Genomic DNA, 15,304 nt, shown 5'->3' on the forward strand with positions numbered 1-15,304 from the left:
GCCCTTGGTGGCTTGCGGGTGCGCATCAACCAAAACTGCCCGTACAAACAGTGTGAGCGGAACGGCCATGAGAGCATCGAGTGGTCCCAAGAGTGCGGACATGAAGATGGCTGACAGGAAGGTCAAGGTCATGTTCAGATTGACCGAGCCGGAGACGAACTTGGGCTGGATGAGCGACTGGATCAGCGAATTAGTCACACCGTAGAAGGCCACCACGGCGATGAACGTGGGGAGGCCGCCGGCTAAAAGGGCCATGATGGCACCCAGCGCACCCAGCGCAAGCAGCAGGATCAAGTGTAAGACGGCAACAATGGCGCCGAAAATAGTGGTCATGATCATGAATGAGCGGGACAATTTCGCGAGGTTACTCAGGGCCACCACGACCGGGGCACGCTTTTCCTTGACCACAGCAAGGATAGTGGGGAAGTAGTTGGCGTCGATGCCCATGAATATCACCAGCAGCAGCAGGAAAAGTCCGCCCGAGCCAATGCTCATCACACCGCCAAGCAGGTTGGATGCAGTGTTCAGGAGTACGCGAAGGTCAATTGAATCGGCAATTGCACGCACTTGCTTGTCCGCGATGCCAAAGGTGTTGTGCAGGAAGACTCTCAGATCTGCATGGAATTCGGCGACCTGTGGGGTGATTTGCGGCAGAACCCAGCTCAGTTGAACGCCAGAGATCCACAATGAGGCTACAAAATGCCCCGAGCATGGCTTAGACGGACAGGATGTCTGCCATGCCAGCTTTAACACTGGGGCACCACGAGCCATGAGCTGCTGCTTCACGGGGTAGGCACAAATCGTTAGCACTAATGCCTGAAAGACTGGGCCCAGACTTGAGGAAATGCGGCCAGTCCCGAGCAGTACAATGACGGCTGCAGCCAAACTGAAAAGGACCTTGGTTCCGGAGGAGCCATGGTTGGGGTCTGGCTCGGTTCCGATCGCTGTACTGTTGCTAGATTCGCGCACACAATGCCATCACACAGCAGTCTGGATCACCCTCCCTCAGCTCACACCGGCACTGGCGCCCACGAAAGGCCCGCCATAACGCTTGGAACCCTCGCTCAGCCAGTGTTTCCACGAGACAGACTCGACCATTGGGCACAGCGCACACCCGACCTTACCGCCGCAGTATTGGGCGAAACCAGCTACACCTGGGCGCAATGGCGCACCCGAATTCTGCAGCTGACCGACGCGTTGGCGAAGGCCGGCAGCAAACGCGAGGACAGGACTCTTTCCTTCGATCTGAATCACCTGGCCATTGTGGAACTCACCTTTGCCGCCTCGGCTCTCGGTGCCGGCACCGTGGTGGGCAACTTCAGGCTTGGGCCTAGCCAACTGGCCCACATCTTGGAAGATTCAAGACCCAAAATGGTGTTCTACGGTGCCGAGCTGAAAAGTGTGCTGGCGAAAGCCGAAGCCGAAACGCCGCTGCCGCGCATGGTTGCCATCGGTGGCGAGCACTGTGACTACGAGCAGTTCCTGGCAACCGGTGTTGTCGGTGCAACAGTTGCAACCGGATCAAACGGTTCCACAGCGGGGGCTGACTATTCCGGCGTCGGGCGCCAGGATACGGTCCTGCTCATGTATAACTCCGGGACCACCGGCAAACCTAAGGGCATGGAACTGACGCACGCAAGCGTCAACGAGCACAGTGTGGTTGTCAAAGCAGGGTTTGGGATGAAGCCCGGGGAGATGACCATGGTGGGGATGCCCATGTTTCATGTGGGCGGCTCCTGCTACTTCCAAGTCGGCATTTATGCCGGTGCCGAAATTGTCCACCTGCGTGAAACCTCGGCCGCCACTATGATCGGCGCCATGCTCCAGAACGAAGACCATAGGAACCCGCCCCGGCCCGAGGTTCTGCAATCTGCGGGCAAGGCCCCTTCCTGGGGTGGACATTCGGATTGCCGATCCGTTCAGCCAGAGCTCCTGTGCTCCGGCGGCGAGAACATTTACTGCCCCGAAGTGGAGAACGTGCTCATGGCACATCCCGACGTGACGGAGGGGATTGTCATGATCGTCCCAGACCCGCGCTGGGTTGAAACCGTCAAGGCCGTTGTGGTCCGCGCACCGGGCAGTACAGTGGACGAAACGCGCATCATCGCCTTCTGCCGCGAGCGCCTGGCCCACTACCAGTGCCCCACTTCTGTGGACTTTGTGGACGAGCTGCCACTCAATGCAACCGTAAAAATTCTCAAGCGCAATCTGCGCGAACCATATTGGAGGGACCATGACCGCAACATCTAGCAGTTCCAATAGTTCAGGCACGACGGCGGACGCGGCCTCGGGTGCCACCGTCCCGCCCGCTGGTGGGAGCCTCGCGGGCAAAACGCTGCTCATGTCGGGAGGCTCCCGCGGCATTGGCCTGGCCATCGCTGTTCGGGCAGCCCAGGATGGCGCCAACGTGGTGCTTCTGGCCAAAACTGACACCCCGGACCCGCGGCTGGCGGGGACAATCCACACGGCCGCCGCCGCAATTGAGGCGGCGGGCGGGCAGGTGCTGGCCGTGGTGGGGGACGTGCGCGACGATGACACCATCGCCTCCGCCGTGGCACAGACGGTGGAACGCTTTGGCGGGATAGACATCGTGGTGAACAACGCCAGCGTCATCTCCTTGGACGGGACGCTGACGGTTTCACCGAAGCGGTACGACCTCATGCAAGATGTGAACGTGCGCGGTACCTTCATGCTGTCCAAGGCTGCGCTGCCGCACCTTTTGGAGGCGTTGAACCCGCACATTCTTTCGCTGTGCCCGCCGCTGAACATGTCCCAGAAATGGCTCGGTGCGAACCCGGCCTACACACTGGCCAAGTACGGCATGACGCTGACGGCGATGGGCTTCGCTGCGGAGTTCGCCGAGCAGGGCGTGGCCTCCAATACGCTGTGGCCGCGCACCACGATCGCCACGGCCGCCGTCGCCAACCTTCTCGGCGGGGAGGTGATGATCCGGCGCTCGCGGCACGCCACCATCATGGCCGACGCTGCCCACGCCATCCTCACCACCGACAGCCGCGAGTTGACGGGGCAGAACATCCTTGACGAGGAACTGCTGCGCTCCCGTGGCGAGACTGACTTCTCGCACTATGCCGTGGATCCGGCGGCGGAGCTCATGATCGACCTCTACGTGGACCCGTAATTACTACCTCCGCAGTCATGGCGGAAGCGGGTCAGATGGCGGGAACGGCTTCTGTCACGATGACGCGCAAGGTGCTGGCCAGCAGCGTGTGGACCTGGGGTCGGGTGAGAGTTTTTCGCAGCAGCCACTCGCGGCCACCGCTGCGGACCAGTTGGGTATAAATTCGGAACATGGCCCGAATCTGTTCCCGGTTCTTGGTGCGCCCGGCCAGTCCGGTGGCGTCGATGAGCAGCTCAATTGAGTCATTTTCCGCCGCGATCAAGATTTTTTCCAAATCCGGATCCCGCCCTATACTGCCTGAACCAAGCGCCAGCCAACTGGCACCGGAGGTCTCCAGTGAGTCCAGGAACCACGCCACCGCCACCTCCACACGTTCCTCAAAGGAGCCGTCGGGCAGCTTGGCCACCGCCACCTCTGAGACCGTGGAATTGACCTTGATGACTTCCAAGTACAGCTCGCGCTTGTTGCCGAAATAATGGTTGATGAGCCCACGGGCAACACCTGCAGCAGCGGCAATGTCGGTTGCTGAAACGTCCTCATAGGCTCGTTCATTGAACAGCTTTTGCGCACACTCAAAGATTTGTTGACGGCGTTCATCGGGGCTCAGCCGCTGCCTGCGGGGCTCGGTGCGGTCATCGGGAATCACGGTGTTGGGCCCGTCTGCATCCACGGCAGCCATGCCGGGATACCCTCCGGCACTGTCAAGGGGAAGTGCGGCGGGCGTTTTTCCAGGAACGAGGTGACACCCTCGACGGCGTCACTGTGCCCTGGTGTGCTAGCAATCAAGCGCGAGTCCACTGCATGGACGGGGAAGGGTGAGTCCAAAGCGCTCAGCCGGTTGAGCATCTGCTTGATGACGGCGGTGGAGACCTCCGAGGTGTTGGCGATGAGGTCCCTGGCCAGTTCGTAGGCGGCCTCCAGTACGTCTTCGGGCTCGTGCACCGAGGTGACGAGTCCGGCGTCGAGCGCTTCCTGCGCCCCGAAAAGCCGGCCCGTCAGCATCCAGTCGCTCGCCTTGGACACTCCCACCAGGCGTGGCAGATACCAAACCGAGGCCCCCTCAGGGAAGATGCCGCGGCGGCTGAACGGGAAGGAGAAGCGGGAATCGGTGGAGGCCATGCGGAAGTCACAGGAGAGCGTGATGGTTATGCCGCCACCCACGGACACCCCGCGCAGGGCGGCGATGACGGGCTTGTTCATGGTGTAGATGGTTTTGGAGCAGCGCCCGGCCGGTTCCTGCCAGTCCTGGGTGGAGCCGGTCATGGTCACATCAAAGCCGCCACCGCTCAGATCAGCACCCACGGAGAAGTCCTTGCCAACGCTGGTGAAAACAACTACCTGGACCTCCGGATCGGCGTCGGCGGCCAGAAAAGCGTGCTCCAGTTCGTTTGCCATGGTCAGCGTGTAGCCGTTGCGTGCCTCGGGGCGGTTTAAGGAAACCGTGGCAATTCGCTCGGCAACGGCGTAGCTGATGGCCGTGTAGGGGAGGGGGACTTCAGCTGTCATGGTCATCGCTTTCATGAATGGAAAGTAAAGACTTGCGCCATCTATTGACACGGTGTCAATAGTCTTGCACTATGGGCATTATGTCAACAACTCGGCTTGTTTCCCGCTGGATCGATGAAGATCTTTGCGACGTTGCATCCCTGGCGAGGGTTTTTTCCACCAAGGAGGCAACCCGCTCGCAGAGAAATTCGGCGGCGCCAATGGGGTCATGAAGGAGCTCATTGCCACCTCCCTCTGACGCAGCACCAACCACCCGTTCCACCAAAAAGTCAGTTTTGCCAACCGTCCGTCCGCACTGCAGCGAACGAGATGACAATGGAAGGAAAGCTCACGTGAGCGAAGAAGTTGCACCGCAAGCCTACGTATATGACGCCATCCGCACCCCGCGCGGCCGCGGCAAAAAGGGGTCCCTGCACGGGACCAAGCCGATCGACCTCGTGGTGGGTCTGATCAACTCCTTACGGGCTCGCCACCCCGGCCTGGACGAAGACCTTATCGATGATCTGATCCTCGGCGTCGTCTCCCCGATCGGTGACCAGGGCGCCGTCATTGCTCGCACCGCCGTCATCGCCGCCGGCCTGCCGGACACGGTGGGCGGCGTGCAGATCAACAGGTTCTGCGCCTCGGGTCTGGAGGCCGTGAACATGGCCGCCCAAAAGGTGCGCTCCGGCTGGGACCAGCTCATCATCGCCGGCGGCGTGGAATCCATGTCACGCGTTCCCATCGGATCCGACGGCGGCGCCTGGGCCATGGACCCGGCCACCAACTATGACACCTACTTTGTCCCGCAGGGCGTGGGCGCGGACCTCATTGCCACGATGGAGGGCTTTAGCCGGGTGGACGTCGACGCCTACGCTGTGCGCTCGCAGCGCCTTGCCGCTCAGGCCTGGAAAGAGGGCCGCTTCGCCAACTCCGTCATTCCCGTCAAGGACCAAAACGGTCTGGTGGTGCTGGACCATGATGAGCATATGCGTCCCGAATCAACCCCGGAGTCACAGGCTGGTCTGCGGCCAGCCTTTGCGGCGATGGGTGAGGCCGGCGGCTTTGACGCCGTCGCCCTGCAAAAGTTTCATGCCGTGGAAAAGATTGACCACGTCCACACCGCTGCCAACTCTTCCGGAATTGTTGACGGCGCGGCCCTGGTTTTGGTGGGCAGCGCGGAGGTCGGCAAGCAGCTGGGACTGAAGCCGCGGGCAAGGATCGTGGCCACCGCCACCTCCGGCGCCGACCCCACCATCATGCTCACCGGCCCCACCCCGGCCACCAAGAAATTGCTCAAGACGGCCGGGCTGGGCGTTGCGGACATTGACCTGTTCGAGATCAATGAGGCCTTCGCCTCCGTGGTGCTGAAGTACCAGAAGGACCTGGGCATCCCGGACGAGAAACTGAACGTGAACGGGGGCGCCATCGCCATGGGCCACCCGCTCGGCGCCACCGGCGCCATGATTTTGGGCACCGTGCTGGACGAACTTGAACGCACCGATAAGCGCAGGGCCGTGGTGACTCTGTGCATTGGCGGCGGCATGGGCGTGGCAACTTTGATTGAGAGGGTCTAGGACGATGAGTGAGGACAACGTGCAGCACAGCAACACCATCCGCTGGGAACAGGACAGCGACGGCGTGGTCATCCTGACCATGGATGACCCCAACCAGTCGGCCAACACCATGAACGCTGACTACATCGCCTCCATGCAGGCAACCGTGTACCGGCTCGTGGCAGAGAAGGAGAGCATCTCCGGCGTCGTGCTGACATCTGCGAAGAAGACCTTCTTCGCAGGAGGGGACCTGAAGGATCTTGTCTCTTCTACCCCGGAGGACGCGCAAAGCGTCTTTGACCTGGGCCAGCAAATCAAGGCGCAGCTGCGCACGCTGGAAACCTTCGGTAGGCCCGTGGTCGCCGCCATCAACGGTGCGGCACTGGGCGGCGGGCTGGAAATTGCGCTGGCCACCCACCACCGTATTGCATCGGACACGCGCGGCTCGGTCATCGGACTACCGGAAGTCACGCTGGGACTGCTGCCCGGCGGTGGTGGCATTGTGCGCACCGTGCGTCTCATGGGTGTTGTTGACGCAACCATGAAGGTGCTGCTGCAGGGACAGAAGTACAAGCCCCGCAAGGCGCTCGAGGTTGGCCTGGTTCACGAGGTTGTGGACACGGTGGAGGAACTCATTCCGGCTGCGAAGGCGTGGATCGCAGCCAACCCGGACGCCGTGCAGCCGTGGGACGTGCCCAAATACCGGATCCCCGGTGGCACCCCCAGCACGCCCGCTTTCGCCGCGAATCTGCCGGCGTTCCCGGCCAACCTGCGCAAGCAGCTCAAGGGTGCCAACTACCCGGCCCCACGCGCCATTCTTGCCGCCGCTGTGGAAAGCACCCAGGTGGATGTGGACACGGCCCTGGAGATTGAATCGCGCTACTTCGTGGAAGTGGTGACTGGGGCAGTATCCACCAACATGATCAAGGCGTTCTTCTTTGACATGGGCCACATCAGCGCCGGCGGGTCCCGACCCAAGGGCTTTGAAAAGTACACGGCCAAGAAGGTCGCCGTACTCGGCGCCGGCATGATGGGAGCGGGCATCGCCTATGTGTGTGCTCGCGGCGGCATGGACGTGGTCCTGAAGGACGTCTCCCTTGAAGCGGCGGAACGCGGCAAATCCTACTCCAAGACCCTCACCGACAAGGCCGTCTCACGCGGCCAGCAGAGCCAGGAGGCCGCAGACGCACTGCTGGCAAAGATCACCCCCACCGCAACGGCGGCGGACGTGGCCGGGGCGGACCTTGTCATCGAGGCCGTCTTTGAAAACGTGGCGGTGAAGCAGGCAGCGTTTGCGGAGATCCAGGACCTGCTGGGGGAGGACGCCGTGCTCGGCTCCAACACCTCCACCCTGCCCATTACCGAACTGGCGCAGGGGGTGAAAGATCAGGGGAACTTCATTGGCCTGCACTTCTTCTCACCCGTGGATAAGATGCCATTGCTGGAGATCATCGCCGGTAAAAACACCTCGGATGAAACCCTGGCCAAGGCATTCGATATTGCCCAGCAAATCCGCAAGACCCCCATTGTGGTCAACGATTCCCGCGGTTTCTTCACCTCCCGTGTCATCGGCACGTTCATAAACGAAGCCATTGCCATGCTCGGCGAAGGCCTCGCTGCGCCGTCCATCGAACAAGCCGGTTTGCAGGCTGGCTACCCGGCGGCCCCGCTGCAGCTGGCAGACGAACTGAACCTGAGCCTCCTTTCCAAGATTCAAAAGGAAACCAAAGCTGGCCTGGACGCAGACAATGGGGTGCAAAAATACCGCCACCATGCGGGCTACGACGTAGTGGATCAGATGATTGAAACGTTTGAGCGCAAGGGCAAACTCGCCGGCGCCGGCTTCTACAACTATGCCGACGGTCACCGCACAGGACTCTGGGAAGGGCTCAAGGAAACCTACGGCGGCACAGCGGAAATCCCGTTCCAGGACATGGTGGAGCGCATGCTTTTCGCCGAGTCCTTGGAAACCGTCAAGTGCCTGGATGAGGGCGTGCTGCGCAGTGTGGAGGACGCTAACATCGGCTCCATCTTGGGCATCGGCTTCCCGGCCTGGACCGGCGGTGTGCTCCAGTACATGAACGGGTACCACGGTGGCCTGGCAGGTTTCGTGGCCCGCTCACGTGAGCTGGCGGCCAAGTATGGCGAACACTTCCTCCCCCCGGCTTCTCTGGTGGCCAAGGCTGAGAAGGGCGAAACTTACTGATGAGCCCTCTTGCCGCGGCCGGTCCCGCTTTCACCCAAGTTTGGACGGCGTTCACTGTTGATACGGCACCCACCCCGGGTGTCGCCGTCGTGAATCTGGTGGGTCCCGGCCGCGGGAACATGATGGGGCGCGCCTTCTGGGCAGAACTGCCGCAGGTCTTTGCCGCGCTCGACGCCGATGAATCCGTCCGGGCCGTGGTGCTCACGGGTGCCGGTAATCACTTCAGTACGGGCCTTGACGTGGCGGAGGTGCTGGGTGGCTGGCTTGGCAAGCTGGGGCCGGGATCCGTGGCCCAAGCAGCCCAGCGAACGGAACTGCTCGGGCTGATCCGGGAAATGCAGGCCGGCATCACCTCCGTTGCCCTGTGCCGCAAACCCGTCATTGCCGCCGTGTCCGGCTGGTGCATTGGCGGCGGGGTAGACCTGATCAGCGCTGCGGATGTACGGCTGGCCTCAGCTGATGCGAAGTTCAGTGTCCGTGAGGCACGGCTGGCGATCGTTGCCGACGTTGGAAGTCTCCAGCGCCTGCGCGGCATCATTGGCGAGGGTGCGCTGCGGGAACTTGCCCTGACAGGCAAGGACATCACGGCGGAGCGGGCCGGCAGGATCGGCCTAGTCAATGACATGTATCCGGACGCGGCGGCACTTCTGGAAGCAGCGCTAGGTATGGCGGGGGAAATCGCCGCCAATTCCCCGCTGGCTGTGGCAGGCACGAAGGCTATTTTGAACGAAGATAGGGAAGAAATTGTGGCCCGCGGGCTGCGCCACGTCTCCCTGTGGAACTCCGCCTTTTTGCACAGTGAGGACCTACTTGAGGCCGTAGCTGCGATGGGGGAGCGCCGTCCGGGAGTGTTCATGGGTCACTAGAGGCTTCAAGGGATTCAAGGGTCATGATGGCATATCCACGATAAAAGTCAGAGTCGTTTTTTACCAAAAGGAGCTTTTCATGTACCTCACTCAAGGACATGATCGTCACCGGTGGGGAGGTTGTGTACTCGGCAGAGGTGGAAAACGCTTTGAGCAAGCACCCGGCGGTGGCCTCCTCGGCCGTCATTGGCATCCCGGATGAGCACTACGGTGAGCGCGTGCACGCAGTGGTTGTCCTAGCGCCGGGGCAGATGCCACTGCCGAAACACTGCGGGACTTTTGCCGTGAACATATTGCCGGGTACAAGATTCTGCCAGCTTTGAATTCCCCGAGACGCTGCCTATCTCCGGCGCAGGGAAAATCCTCAAGCGTGAGCTACGCGAGAGCTACGCCGCGGCGCAGGCTCTCTAAAGCAGCAGCGGCGTCCTTGGCCCGGCAGCCACGCGGAAACACGAATTTTTCAACCATACTGAGCTCTTGGAGGGCATCTTGATCACCGTTACAGCAGAGGAACAATTCCAGGCGTGGAAGGCGAAGGAGCTCCCTGCCGCGGAAGAAGTCCGGCCCGGAGTGTGGTCAATCCCCGTGCCCTTCATTAATAATCCCATGCGCTACACGCTCGCCTACCTGCTGATTGGTGACGGCGAGGCGGCGCTGGTGGATCCCGGTTGGGATTCGGATGTTGGCTGGGAGATGCTCAAGGCAGGGCTGGCGACTGCTGGGCTCACGCCCGCGTCCATCACCGCTATTGTGGTGACGCACTTCCATCCCGACCACTTGGGCATGGCTGCGCGGTTGCGGGAAGCGTCGGGGGCATGGGTTGCGCTCGGTGCCGACGAGCCACTGCCCACGCACTGGCGCGTGGACCCCACACAGTTTGTTGAGGAGGATAGGGCACAATTTGTCGCGTGGGGCGTGCCGGCGCAGTACTTGGAGGAAGTGAGTTTTCAAGCGGACACCTGGGCGCAGATGACCGGCGTAGCCGAGCCGCAGAGGCGCCTGGCAGATGGCGAATTGCTGCCAGTTGCTGGGCTTTCGGTACGCGTGTTGGCCACACCCGGGCACACGCCCGGGCACATTTGCCTCATCGACGAGAGGAACTCGCTGATCCTCACGGGCGACCACGTGCTGCCACGCATCACCCCGCACGTCTCGCTCGAAGCTGCCAGTCATGCCAACCCGCTGGGGGATTACCTCGACTCGCTGGAAATTATGGAAGCTGGCGCAGAGATGGAGGTCCTGCCGGCGCACGAATACCGTTTCCGAGGGCTGCTGGCCCGTGCCGCTGAGCTGAAGGAACACACGCTGGAACGCTCCCGCGAGGTTATTGCTGTGTTGGAATCCGGGGCGGCTGCGAGCGTATGGGACGTGTCGAAGGAACTGACGTGGTCGCGCGGCTTTGAATCGCTGCGCGGTTTCACGCTGCGGCTGGCACTTGCCGAAACGGCCAGCCATCTGGTGTACCTGACGGAGCAAGGCCGCAACGTGGGGATCTCAGTATCGAGAGGTACTCCCGCCACCCCCAACCTTCTACCGACGCTATCCCACTAATGGTTACTTTTATGGGCACGCTATCCCACTAATGGCATGATTTTGCCGGACGCTATCGCAATGATCTCCGTCTCCTTAGCGTGAGTCGTCAATGGTGGGATAGGGATAGGAAAAAGCAGCCACTGGTGGGATAACGTCGCAAAAAGAGTGACCATTAGTGGGATAGCGTCCGGTGGAGGGGCTAGAGGGGCTAGAGGGGGTCCGGGGTGGGGGCTGGGTCGGTGAAATCGCCGCAGTCGCGGCGGAAGCGGGCCAGGATGCTGGTCATGGTGCGCAGTTCCTCGGCCGGGATGCCAGGGCTGGCAAACACCTCTTCGTTCAAGACAGTGGTTGCTTTCTCCACCAACACCCGCCCAAGATCGCTGAGCACCACTAAAGTTGCCCTGCCATCCGTTGGGTGGGCTTCGCGGCGCACCATGCCGTCTTTTTCTAGGCGATCAACCACGCTTGTCACAGATGTAGGGTGTACCTGCAAGCGTGCGCTGGCACTGGCCATGGGCAACGCACCTCCACGCGTGAAGGACAACAACCTTAATAATTCAAGCCGGGCGTAGGACAGTCCCAGAGGCTTCAGCACGGCATCGACCCGGCTGTACATGAGTTGATGAGCGCGCATGACGGATGAATACGCGGCCATGGCATCCGCACTATCAGCCCAACCGTGGGCGATCCATTGGCGCTTAGCCTCGGCGATGGGGTCCAGAGGAAGCGGTGTGGGGGAAGCCATGGGAGTCCTTTCCTACGGGTTCCTGGAGGCAAATTCCTCGGAGAGAAACTGGCTAGTTCAACAATTTACTTGGTATACCTAGTAAATGCTAGTGGTACCTAGTATTCTGCACTGTGAGGACAGTGCATGACGATAAAGGCAGTGGCTGATGATGGCTGTTTTGATAAAGCAACACCGCAAAGACGCAGGGTGACGCGTTCCTGGCATCTTCTAGCGCCAGCATCTTTTAGCGTCAGGATCCTGCTCTCTAGTGCCCGGACCCACTAGGCACGGTACGTGGCAGGCGGGCCTCCATGACGGACAATGGAGGCAAACGCAACACGGACTGTTAGAAATAGAGATTGTTAGACATAAAGATTGTTGTACAGCGGTGCCGGTGCCGCCCGAGTGAAGCAAGCACATGAAAGAGGATCAAGAGAATGTCGACCCCCAAGAGTAAGCAGGCCGCCGGCATCTTAGAGCGCTGGAATGGTCTAGGCCTGTGGGCTAAAATTGGCGTTTCAGCGGTCGGTTTGATCGTGCTGCTGGGCGTTGCCGTCCTAGTAGTCAGGTGGCTGACCTCTCTGACGGCGATCCAGGGCTTCATGACCACCTACCCGGGCGCCTCTGAATTGCCAGCGAACGCCCCCGTGGGGCTGCCCGCCTGGCTTGGGTGGCAACACTTCATCAACACCTTTTTGATCCTGCTCATCATCCGTTCAGGCTGGCAGGTTCGCACCACCAAACGCCCAGCCGCGCACTGGATCCGGAACAACAAGGGCCTGATCAAGACCCCCGGCAATCCCACCAAGATCAGCCTTGACCTGTGGTTTCACCTCACCCTAGACGCCCTCTGGGTCCTCAACGGCGCCATCTTCATTGTGGTCCTGTTCTTCACCGGCCAGTGGATGCGCATTGTGCCCACCAGCTGGGATGTATTCCCCAACGCGATTTCCGCAGGCCTGCAGTACCTCTCACTCGACTGGCCCACCGACGACGGCTGGGTCAACTACAACGGCCTGCAGCTGCTGACGTACTTCATCACGGTCTTCATCGCCGCGCCGCTGGCCATCATCACGGGCCTGCGCATGTCCGGCGCCTGGCCCAAAAACGCCACCACGCTGAACAAGATCTACCCCATTCAGGCCGCCCGCGCACTGCACTTCCCGGTCATGCTCTACTTCGTGGGCTTCATCGTCATCCACGTAACCCTGGTCCTGGCCACAGGCGCCCTGCGCAACCTCAACCACATGTACGCCTCCTCCAACGAGGTCAACTGGTGGGGTTTTGGCATCTTCGCCGCATCCCTGGTGGTCATGGCCGCCGCCTGGTTCTTGGCGCAACCGCTGTTCCTGCGCCCCGTGGCTTCCCTGATGGGCAAGGTCACCAAATAGTTCCATAGAAGTACGACGGCGGCACCCACCACAGTGGGCCCGCCAGCCCCGCAGCCACTACCCCCGTCACCACTATCCCCGTCACCACTATCCCCGTCACCACCAGGAGTTGGCGCCGCGCCACCTCCACTACTGAGGCCGCAAAGATGCGGTATGAAGGAGACGCCATGAATGAGTTCAGCCCCGAGCAGCAGGCAGTCGTGGAGATGGTGCGAGACTTTGCCACCACCGAACTTGCCCCCCACACGGCCCAATGGGATGAGAACAAACATTTTCCGGTGGATGTACTGGCCCAGGCTGGGGCATTGGGCATGGGCGGGATTTACGTCGCGGAGGAATATGGCGGCTCCGGCCTGAGCCGGAGTGACGCGGTGCTGATCTTCGAGGAGCTCTCGGCAGTGGATCCCACCATTGCCGCCTACATTTCCATCCACAATATGGTGGCCTGGATGATCGACGCCTTCGGCAATGAAAAACAGCGCGCCGCATGGCTCCCCGGAATCACAGCCATGACAGAGCTGACCAGCTACTGCCTCTCAGAGCCCGGCGTGGGCTCCGATGCGGCCGCCATCACCAGCCGGGCTGTACGCGACGGCGATGACTACGTGCTCAACGGCACCAAACAATTCATCTCCGGGGCAGGCTCCTCCGCGTGGTATTTGGTGATGGTCCGCACGGCGGACCAGGGCGCAAAGGGGATCACCGCCGTCGTAGTTCCCCATGACGCACCCGGGCTGAGCTTCGGGGCGAATGAGAAGAAGATGGGCTGGCGGGCTCAACCCACACGCCAGGTGGTGTTTGAGAACGTGCGCATCCCTGTGGCGAACCGGCTCGGTGAGGAGGGCGACGGTTTCGGCATCGCCATGAAGGGACTCAACGGTGGGCGCGTGAACATTGGCGCCTGCTCCCTCGGCGGTGGCCGGGCGGCACTGGAAAAGTCCATCGCCTACCTGAAGGAACGGCAAGCATTCGGTGGGCCGCTGATTGAAAAACAGCACCTGCTGTTTCAAATTGCGCAGATGGAGACGGATTTGGAAATCTCCCGGACCATGCTGATGCGCGCCGCGCATGCCCTGGACACCGGCTCCCCGGACACCGTGAAACTGTGTGCCATGGCCAAGCTCGTAGCCACAGATGCCGGGTTTACCGTGGCCAACCAGGCTCTGCAGTTGCACGGCGGGTACGGCTACCTCAGCGAGTACGGGCTGGAAAAACTGGTCCGGGACCTGCGAGTGCACCAAATTCTTGAAGGCAGCAATGAAATTATGCGCTTGATCATTGGCCGTCTGGCCGTGGAGCGTTAAGAAGTGGAGGATGTAACCATGGAACCCAATGAAGTTCTTGTGCAGCGCAGCGGTGGGCTGGGGCAGCTGGTCCTGAACCGGCCCAAAGCCATCAACGCGCTGAACCACGGCATGATCCTTTCCATTGCGGCCGCCCTTGACGAGTGGGAAACGGACGACGCCGTGAGTACCGTTCTCATTTCGGGTGCCGGTGAGCGGGGATTGTGTGCCGGCGGGGACATTGTCTCCATTTACCACGATGCCCGTACCGGCGGGGATTCCAGCGAGCAGTTCTGGCGTGACGAGTACCTTCTCAATGCCCGCATCGCCCGCTATGCGAAGCCCATTGTGACGCTCATGGACGGGGTGGTGCTGGGCGGCGGTGTAGGCATTTCTGCGCACGCCTCGCACAGGATTGTCACCGAACGTTCCCGGATCGGCATGCCGGAGACGGGCATCGGCTTCGTCCCTGACGTGGGCGGCACGTTCCTGCTCTCCCGCGCACAGGGGGAGCTGGGCACGCACGCCGGGCTGACAGGGGCCATGGTCAGCGGTGCCGACGCGATCGCCATGGGCCTGGCCACCCACTTTGTTGACTCTGCGGTCCTGCCCACGCTGGTGGCCGAGCTGGCACAGCGGGGGGCAAGCTCCGTCGTCGCCCGTCATGGGCAGGTGCCCCCGGAATCTGCGCTGGCTGCGGCCCGGTGGTGGATTGATGAGTGCTATGCCCCGGACTGCGCCGGCACCATCCTTGAGCGCTTGGCTCGCGTTGATGATCCGGTGGCCCAGGCGGCGGCGGAGACCATCGCCGCGAAGTCGCCCACGGCCGTGACCGTGACGTTGGCTGCGCTGCGGCGAGCCAAGGCGTTGGGGTCCCTCGAAGAGGTGCTGAACCAGGAGCTGCGGGTGTCCTTGCGGGCACTGGCGTGGCCGGACTTTGCCGAGGGAATCCGGGCGCAGTTGGTGGACAAGGACAGGAACCCGAAGTGGTCACCCACCACGCTGGCGGAAGTGTCCGCCGCTGTGGTGGACGGTGCCTTTGCGGATTTGGGTCCGCGGGAACTGGGCCTGGTGGCACCAGCCGCCGATGCCGTTTTGTAAGTGGATGAAGGGAGCAG

At 61.6% G+C, this 15,304-nt stretch carries 14 protein-coding genes; 10 read left to right on the forward strand and 4 right to left on the reverse strand.

The window, feature by feature from the left end:
* Nucleotides 1-972 precede the first annotated feature (972 nt).
* A complete protein-coding gene (locus RY113_RS00770; protein WP_315912948.1) occupies nucleotides 973-2,250 on the forward strand; it encodes an AMP-binding protein in 1,278 nt (425 codons plus the stop codon).
* Nucleotides 2,234-3,139 carry an NAD(P)-dependent oxidoreductase gene (locus tag RY113_RS00775; protein ID WP_315912949.1) on the forward strand — a complete coding sequence of 302 codons (906 nt, stop codon included), beginning with the start codon at nucleotides 2,234-2,236 and terminating at the stop codon, nucleotides 3,137-3,139. Before RY113_RS00770 ends, RY113_RS00775 begins: the two co-directional genes overlap by 17 nt.
* A 31-nt stretch (nucleotides 3,140-3,170) precedes the next feature.
* Here RY113_RS00775 and RY113_RS00780 read toward each other — a convergent pair whose 3' ends face one another.
* Entirely contained in the window at nucleotides 3,171-3,818 is a 648-nt protein-coding gene (locus tag RY113_RS00780) for a TetR/AcrR family transcriptional regulator (RefSeq protein ID WP_315912951.1), read from the reverse strand.
* The gene (locus RY113_RS00785) at nucleotides 3,782-4,660 is read right to left on the reverse strand and encodes an enoyl-CoA hydratase-related protein (RefSeq protein WP_315912953.1); all 879 of its coding nucleotides are present in this window, start codon (nucleotides 4,658-4,660) and stop codon (nucleotides 3,782-3,784) included. Before RY113_RS00785 ends, RY113_RS00780 begins: the two co-directional genes overlap by 37 nt.
* A gap of 317 nt (nucleotides 4,661-4,977) precedes the next feature.
* Between RY113_RS00785 and RY113_RS00790 the strand changes: the two genes are divergently transcribed.
* The 5 genes from RY113_RS00790 to RY113_RS00810 all read left to right on the forward strand — a co-directional run bounded on the left by RY113_RS00790 (nucleotide 4,978) and on the right by RY113_RS00810 (nucleotide 10,803).
* The gene (locus RY113_RS00790) at nucleotides 4,978-6,201 is read left to right on the forward strand and encodes an acetyl-CoA C-acetyltransferase (RefSeq protein WP_315912954.1); all 1,224 of its coding nucleotides are present in this window, start codon (nucleotides 4,978-4,980) and stop codon (nucleotides 6,199-6,201) included.
* Between the two features lie 4 nt (nucleotides 6,202-6,205).
* Nucleotides 6,206-8,386, forward strand: coding sequence for a 3-hydroxyacyl-CoA dehydrogenase NAD-binding domain-containing protein (locus RY113_RS00795; RefSeq protein WP_315912955.1), 2,181 nt, complete (start codon nucleotides 6,206-6,208; stop codon nucleotides 8,384-8,386).
* Nucleotides 8,386-9,252, forward strand: coding sequence for a crotonase/enoyl-CoA hydratase family protein (locus RY113_RS00800; RefSeq protein ID WP_315912956.1), 867 nt, complete (start codon nucleotides 8,386-8,388; stop codon nucleotides 9,250-9,252). The genes RY113_RS00795 and RY113_RS00800 overlap by 1 nt, the downstream gene beginning before the upstream one ends.
* Nucleotides 9,253-9,350: 98 nt before the next feature.
* Nucleotides 9,351-9,575 (forward strand): AMP-binding enzyme, encoded by a 225-nt coding sequence (locus RY113_RS00805; RefSeq protein ID WP_211315151.1) that lies wholly within the window; start codon nucleotides 9,351-9,353, stop codon nucleotides 9,573-9,575.
* A gap of 166 nt (nucleotides 9,576-9,741) precedes the next feature.
* Nucleotides 9,742-10,803, forward strand: coding sequence for an MBL fold metallo-hydrolase (locus RY113_RS00810; protein WP_315912957.1), 1,062 nt, complete (start codon nucleotides 9,742-9,744; stop codon nucleotides 10,801-10,803).
* A 190-nt stretch (nucleotides 10,804-10,993) separates the two neighbouring features.
* On the opposite strand, the gene RY113_RS00815 is transcribed toward RY113_RS00810, so the two are convergent.
* Nucleotides 10,994-11,530, reverse strand: a complete 537-nt coding sequence (locus tag RY113_RS00815) for a MarR family winged helix-turn-helix transcriptional regulator (RefSeq protein WP_110107050.1) — start codon at nucleotides 11,528-11,530, stop codon at nucleotides 10,994-10,996.
* Nucleotides 11,531-11,949: 419 nt separating this feature from the next.
* Between RY113_RS00815 and RY113_RS00820 the strand changes: the two genes are divergently transcribed.
* Nucleotides 11,950-12,903 carry a cytochrome b/b6 domain-containing protein gene (locus tag RY113_RS00820; protein WP_315912958.1) on the forward strand — a complete coding sequence of 318 codons (954 nt, stop codon included), beginning with the start codon at nucleotides 11,950-11,952 and terminating at the stop codon, nucleotides 12,901-12,903.
* Here the strand turns inward: RY113_RS00820 and RY113_RS00825 are convergent.
* Nucleotides 12,893-13,072, reverse strand: coding sequence for a hypothetical protein (locus RY113_RS00825; RefSeq protein ID WP_315912959.1), 180 nt, complete (start codon nucleotides 13,070-13,072; stop codon nucleotides 12,893-12,895). The genes RY113_RS00820 and RY113_RS00825 overlap by 11 nt on opposite strands.
* On the opposite strand from RY113_RS00825, the gene RY113_RS00830 reads away from it, so the two are divergent.
* Both RY113_RS00830 and RY113_RS00835 read left to right on the forward strand, forming a co-directional pair.
* The gene (locus RY113_RS00830) at nucleotides 13,071-14,207 is read left to right on the forward strand and encodes an acyl-CoA dehydrogenase family protein (protein ID WP_315912960.1); all 1,137 of its coding nucleotides are present in this window, start codon (nucleotides 13,071-13,073) and stop codon (nucleotides 14,205-14,207) included. The genes RY113_RS00825 and RY113_RS00830 overlap by 2 nt on opposite strands.
* A gap of 18 nt (nucleotides 14,208-14,225) precedes the next feature.
* Nucleotides 14,226-15,287, forward strand: coding sequence for an enoyl-CoA hydratase/isomerase family protein (locus tag RY113_RS00835; RefSeq protein ID WP_315912961.1), 1,062 nt, complete (start codon nucleotides 14,226-14,228; stop codon nucleotides 15,285-15,287).
* Nucleotides 15,288-15,304: the final 17 nt, after the last annotated feature.

It is taken from the genome of Arthrobacter sp. lap29 (genome assembly GCF_032458965.1).
Lineage (GTDB): Bacteria > Actinomycetota > Actinomycetes > Actinomycetales > Micrococcaceae > Specibacter > Specibacter psychrochitiniphilus.

Coding starts and splice junctions, on each gene's coding strand:
- RY113_RS00820 (WP_315912958.1), top strand. CDS start 11,950: ATGTCGACCCCCAAGAGTAAGCAGGCCGCCGGCATCTTAGAGCGCTGG.
- RY113_RS00785 (WP_315912953.1), bottom strand. CDS start 4,660: ATGAAAGCGATGACCATGACAGCTGAAGTCCCCCTCCCCTACACGGCC.
- RY113_RS00775 (WP_315912949.1), top strand. CDS start 2,234: ATGACCGCAACATCTAGCAGTTCCAATAGTTCAGGCACGACGGCGGAC.
- RY113_RS00815 (WP_110107050.1), bottom strand. CDS start 11,530: ATGGCTTCCCCCACACCGCTTCCTCTGGACCCCATCGCCGAGGCTAAG.
- RY113_RS00825 (WP_315912959.1), bottom strand. CDS start 13,072: ATGGCGTCTCCTTCATACCGCATCTTTGCGGCCTCAGTAGTGGAGGTG.
- RY113_RS00795 (WP_315912955.1), top strand. CDS start 6,206: ATGAGTGAGGACAACGTGCAGCACAGCAACACCATCCGCTGGGAACAG.
- RY113_RS00770 (WP_315912948.1), top strand. CDS start 973: ATGCCATCACACAGCAGTCTGGATCACCCTCCCTCAGCTCACACCGGC.
- RY113_RS00830 (WP_315912960.1), top strand. CDS start 13,071: ATGAATGAGTTCAGCCCCGAGCAGCAGGCAGTCGTGGAGATGGTGCGA.
- RY113_RS00780 (WP_315912951.1), bottom strand. CDS start 3,818: ATGGCTGCCGTGGATGCAGACGGGCCCAACACCGTGATTCCCGATGAC.
- RY113_RS00805 (WP_211315151.1), top strand. CDS start 9,351: ATGATCGTCACCGGTGGGGAGGTTGTGTACTCGGCAGAGGTGGAAAAC.
- RY113_RS00800 (WP_315912956.1), top strand. CDS start 8,386: ATGAGCCCTCTTGCCGCGGCCGGTCCCGCTTTCACCCAAGTTTGGACG.
- RY113_RS00835 (WP_315912961.1), top strand. CDS start 14,226: ATGGAACCCAATGAAGTTCTTGTGCAGCGCAGCGGTGGGCTGGGGCAG.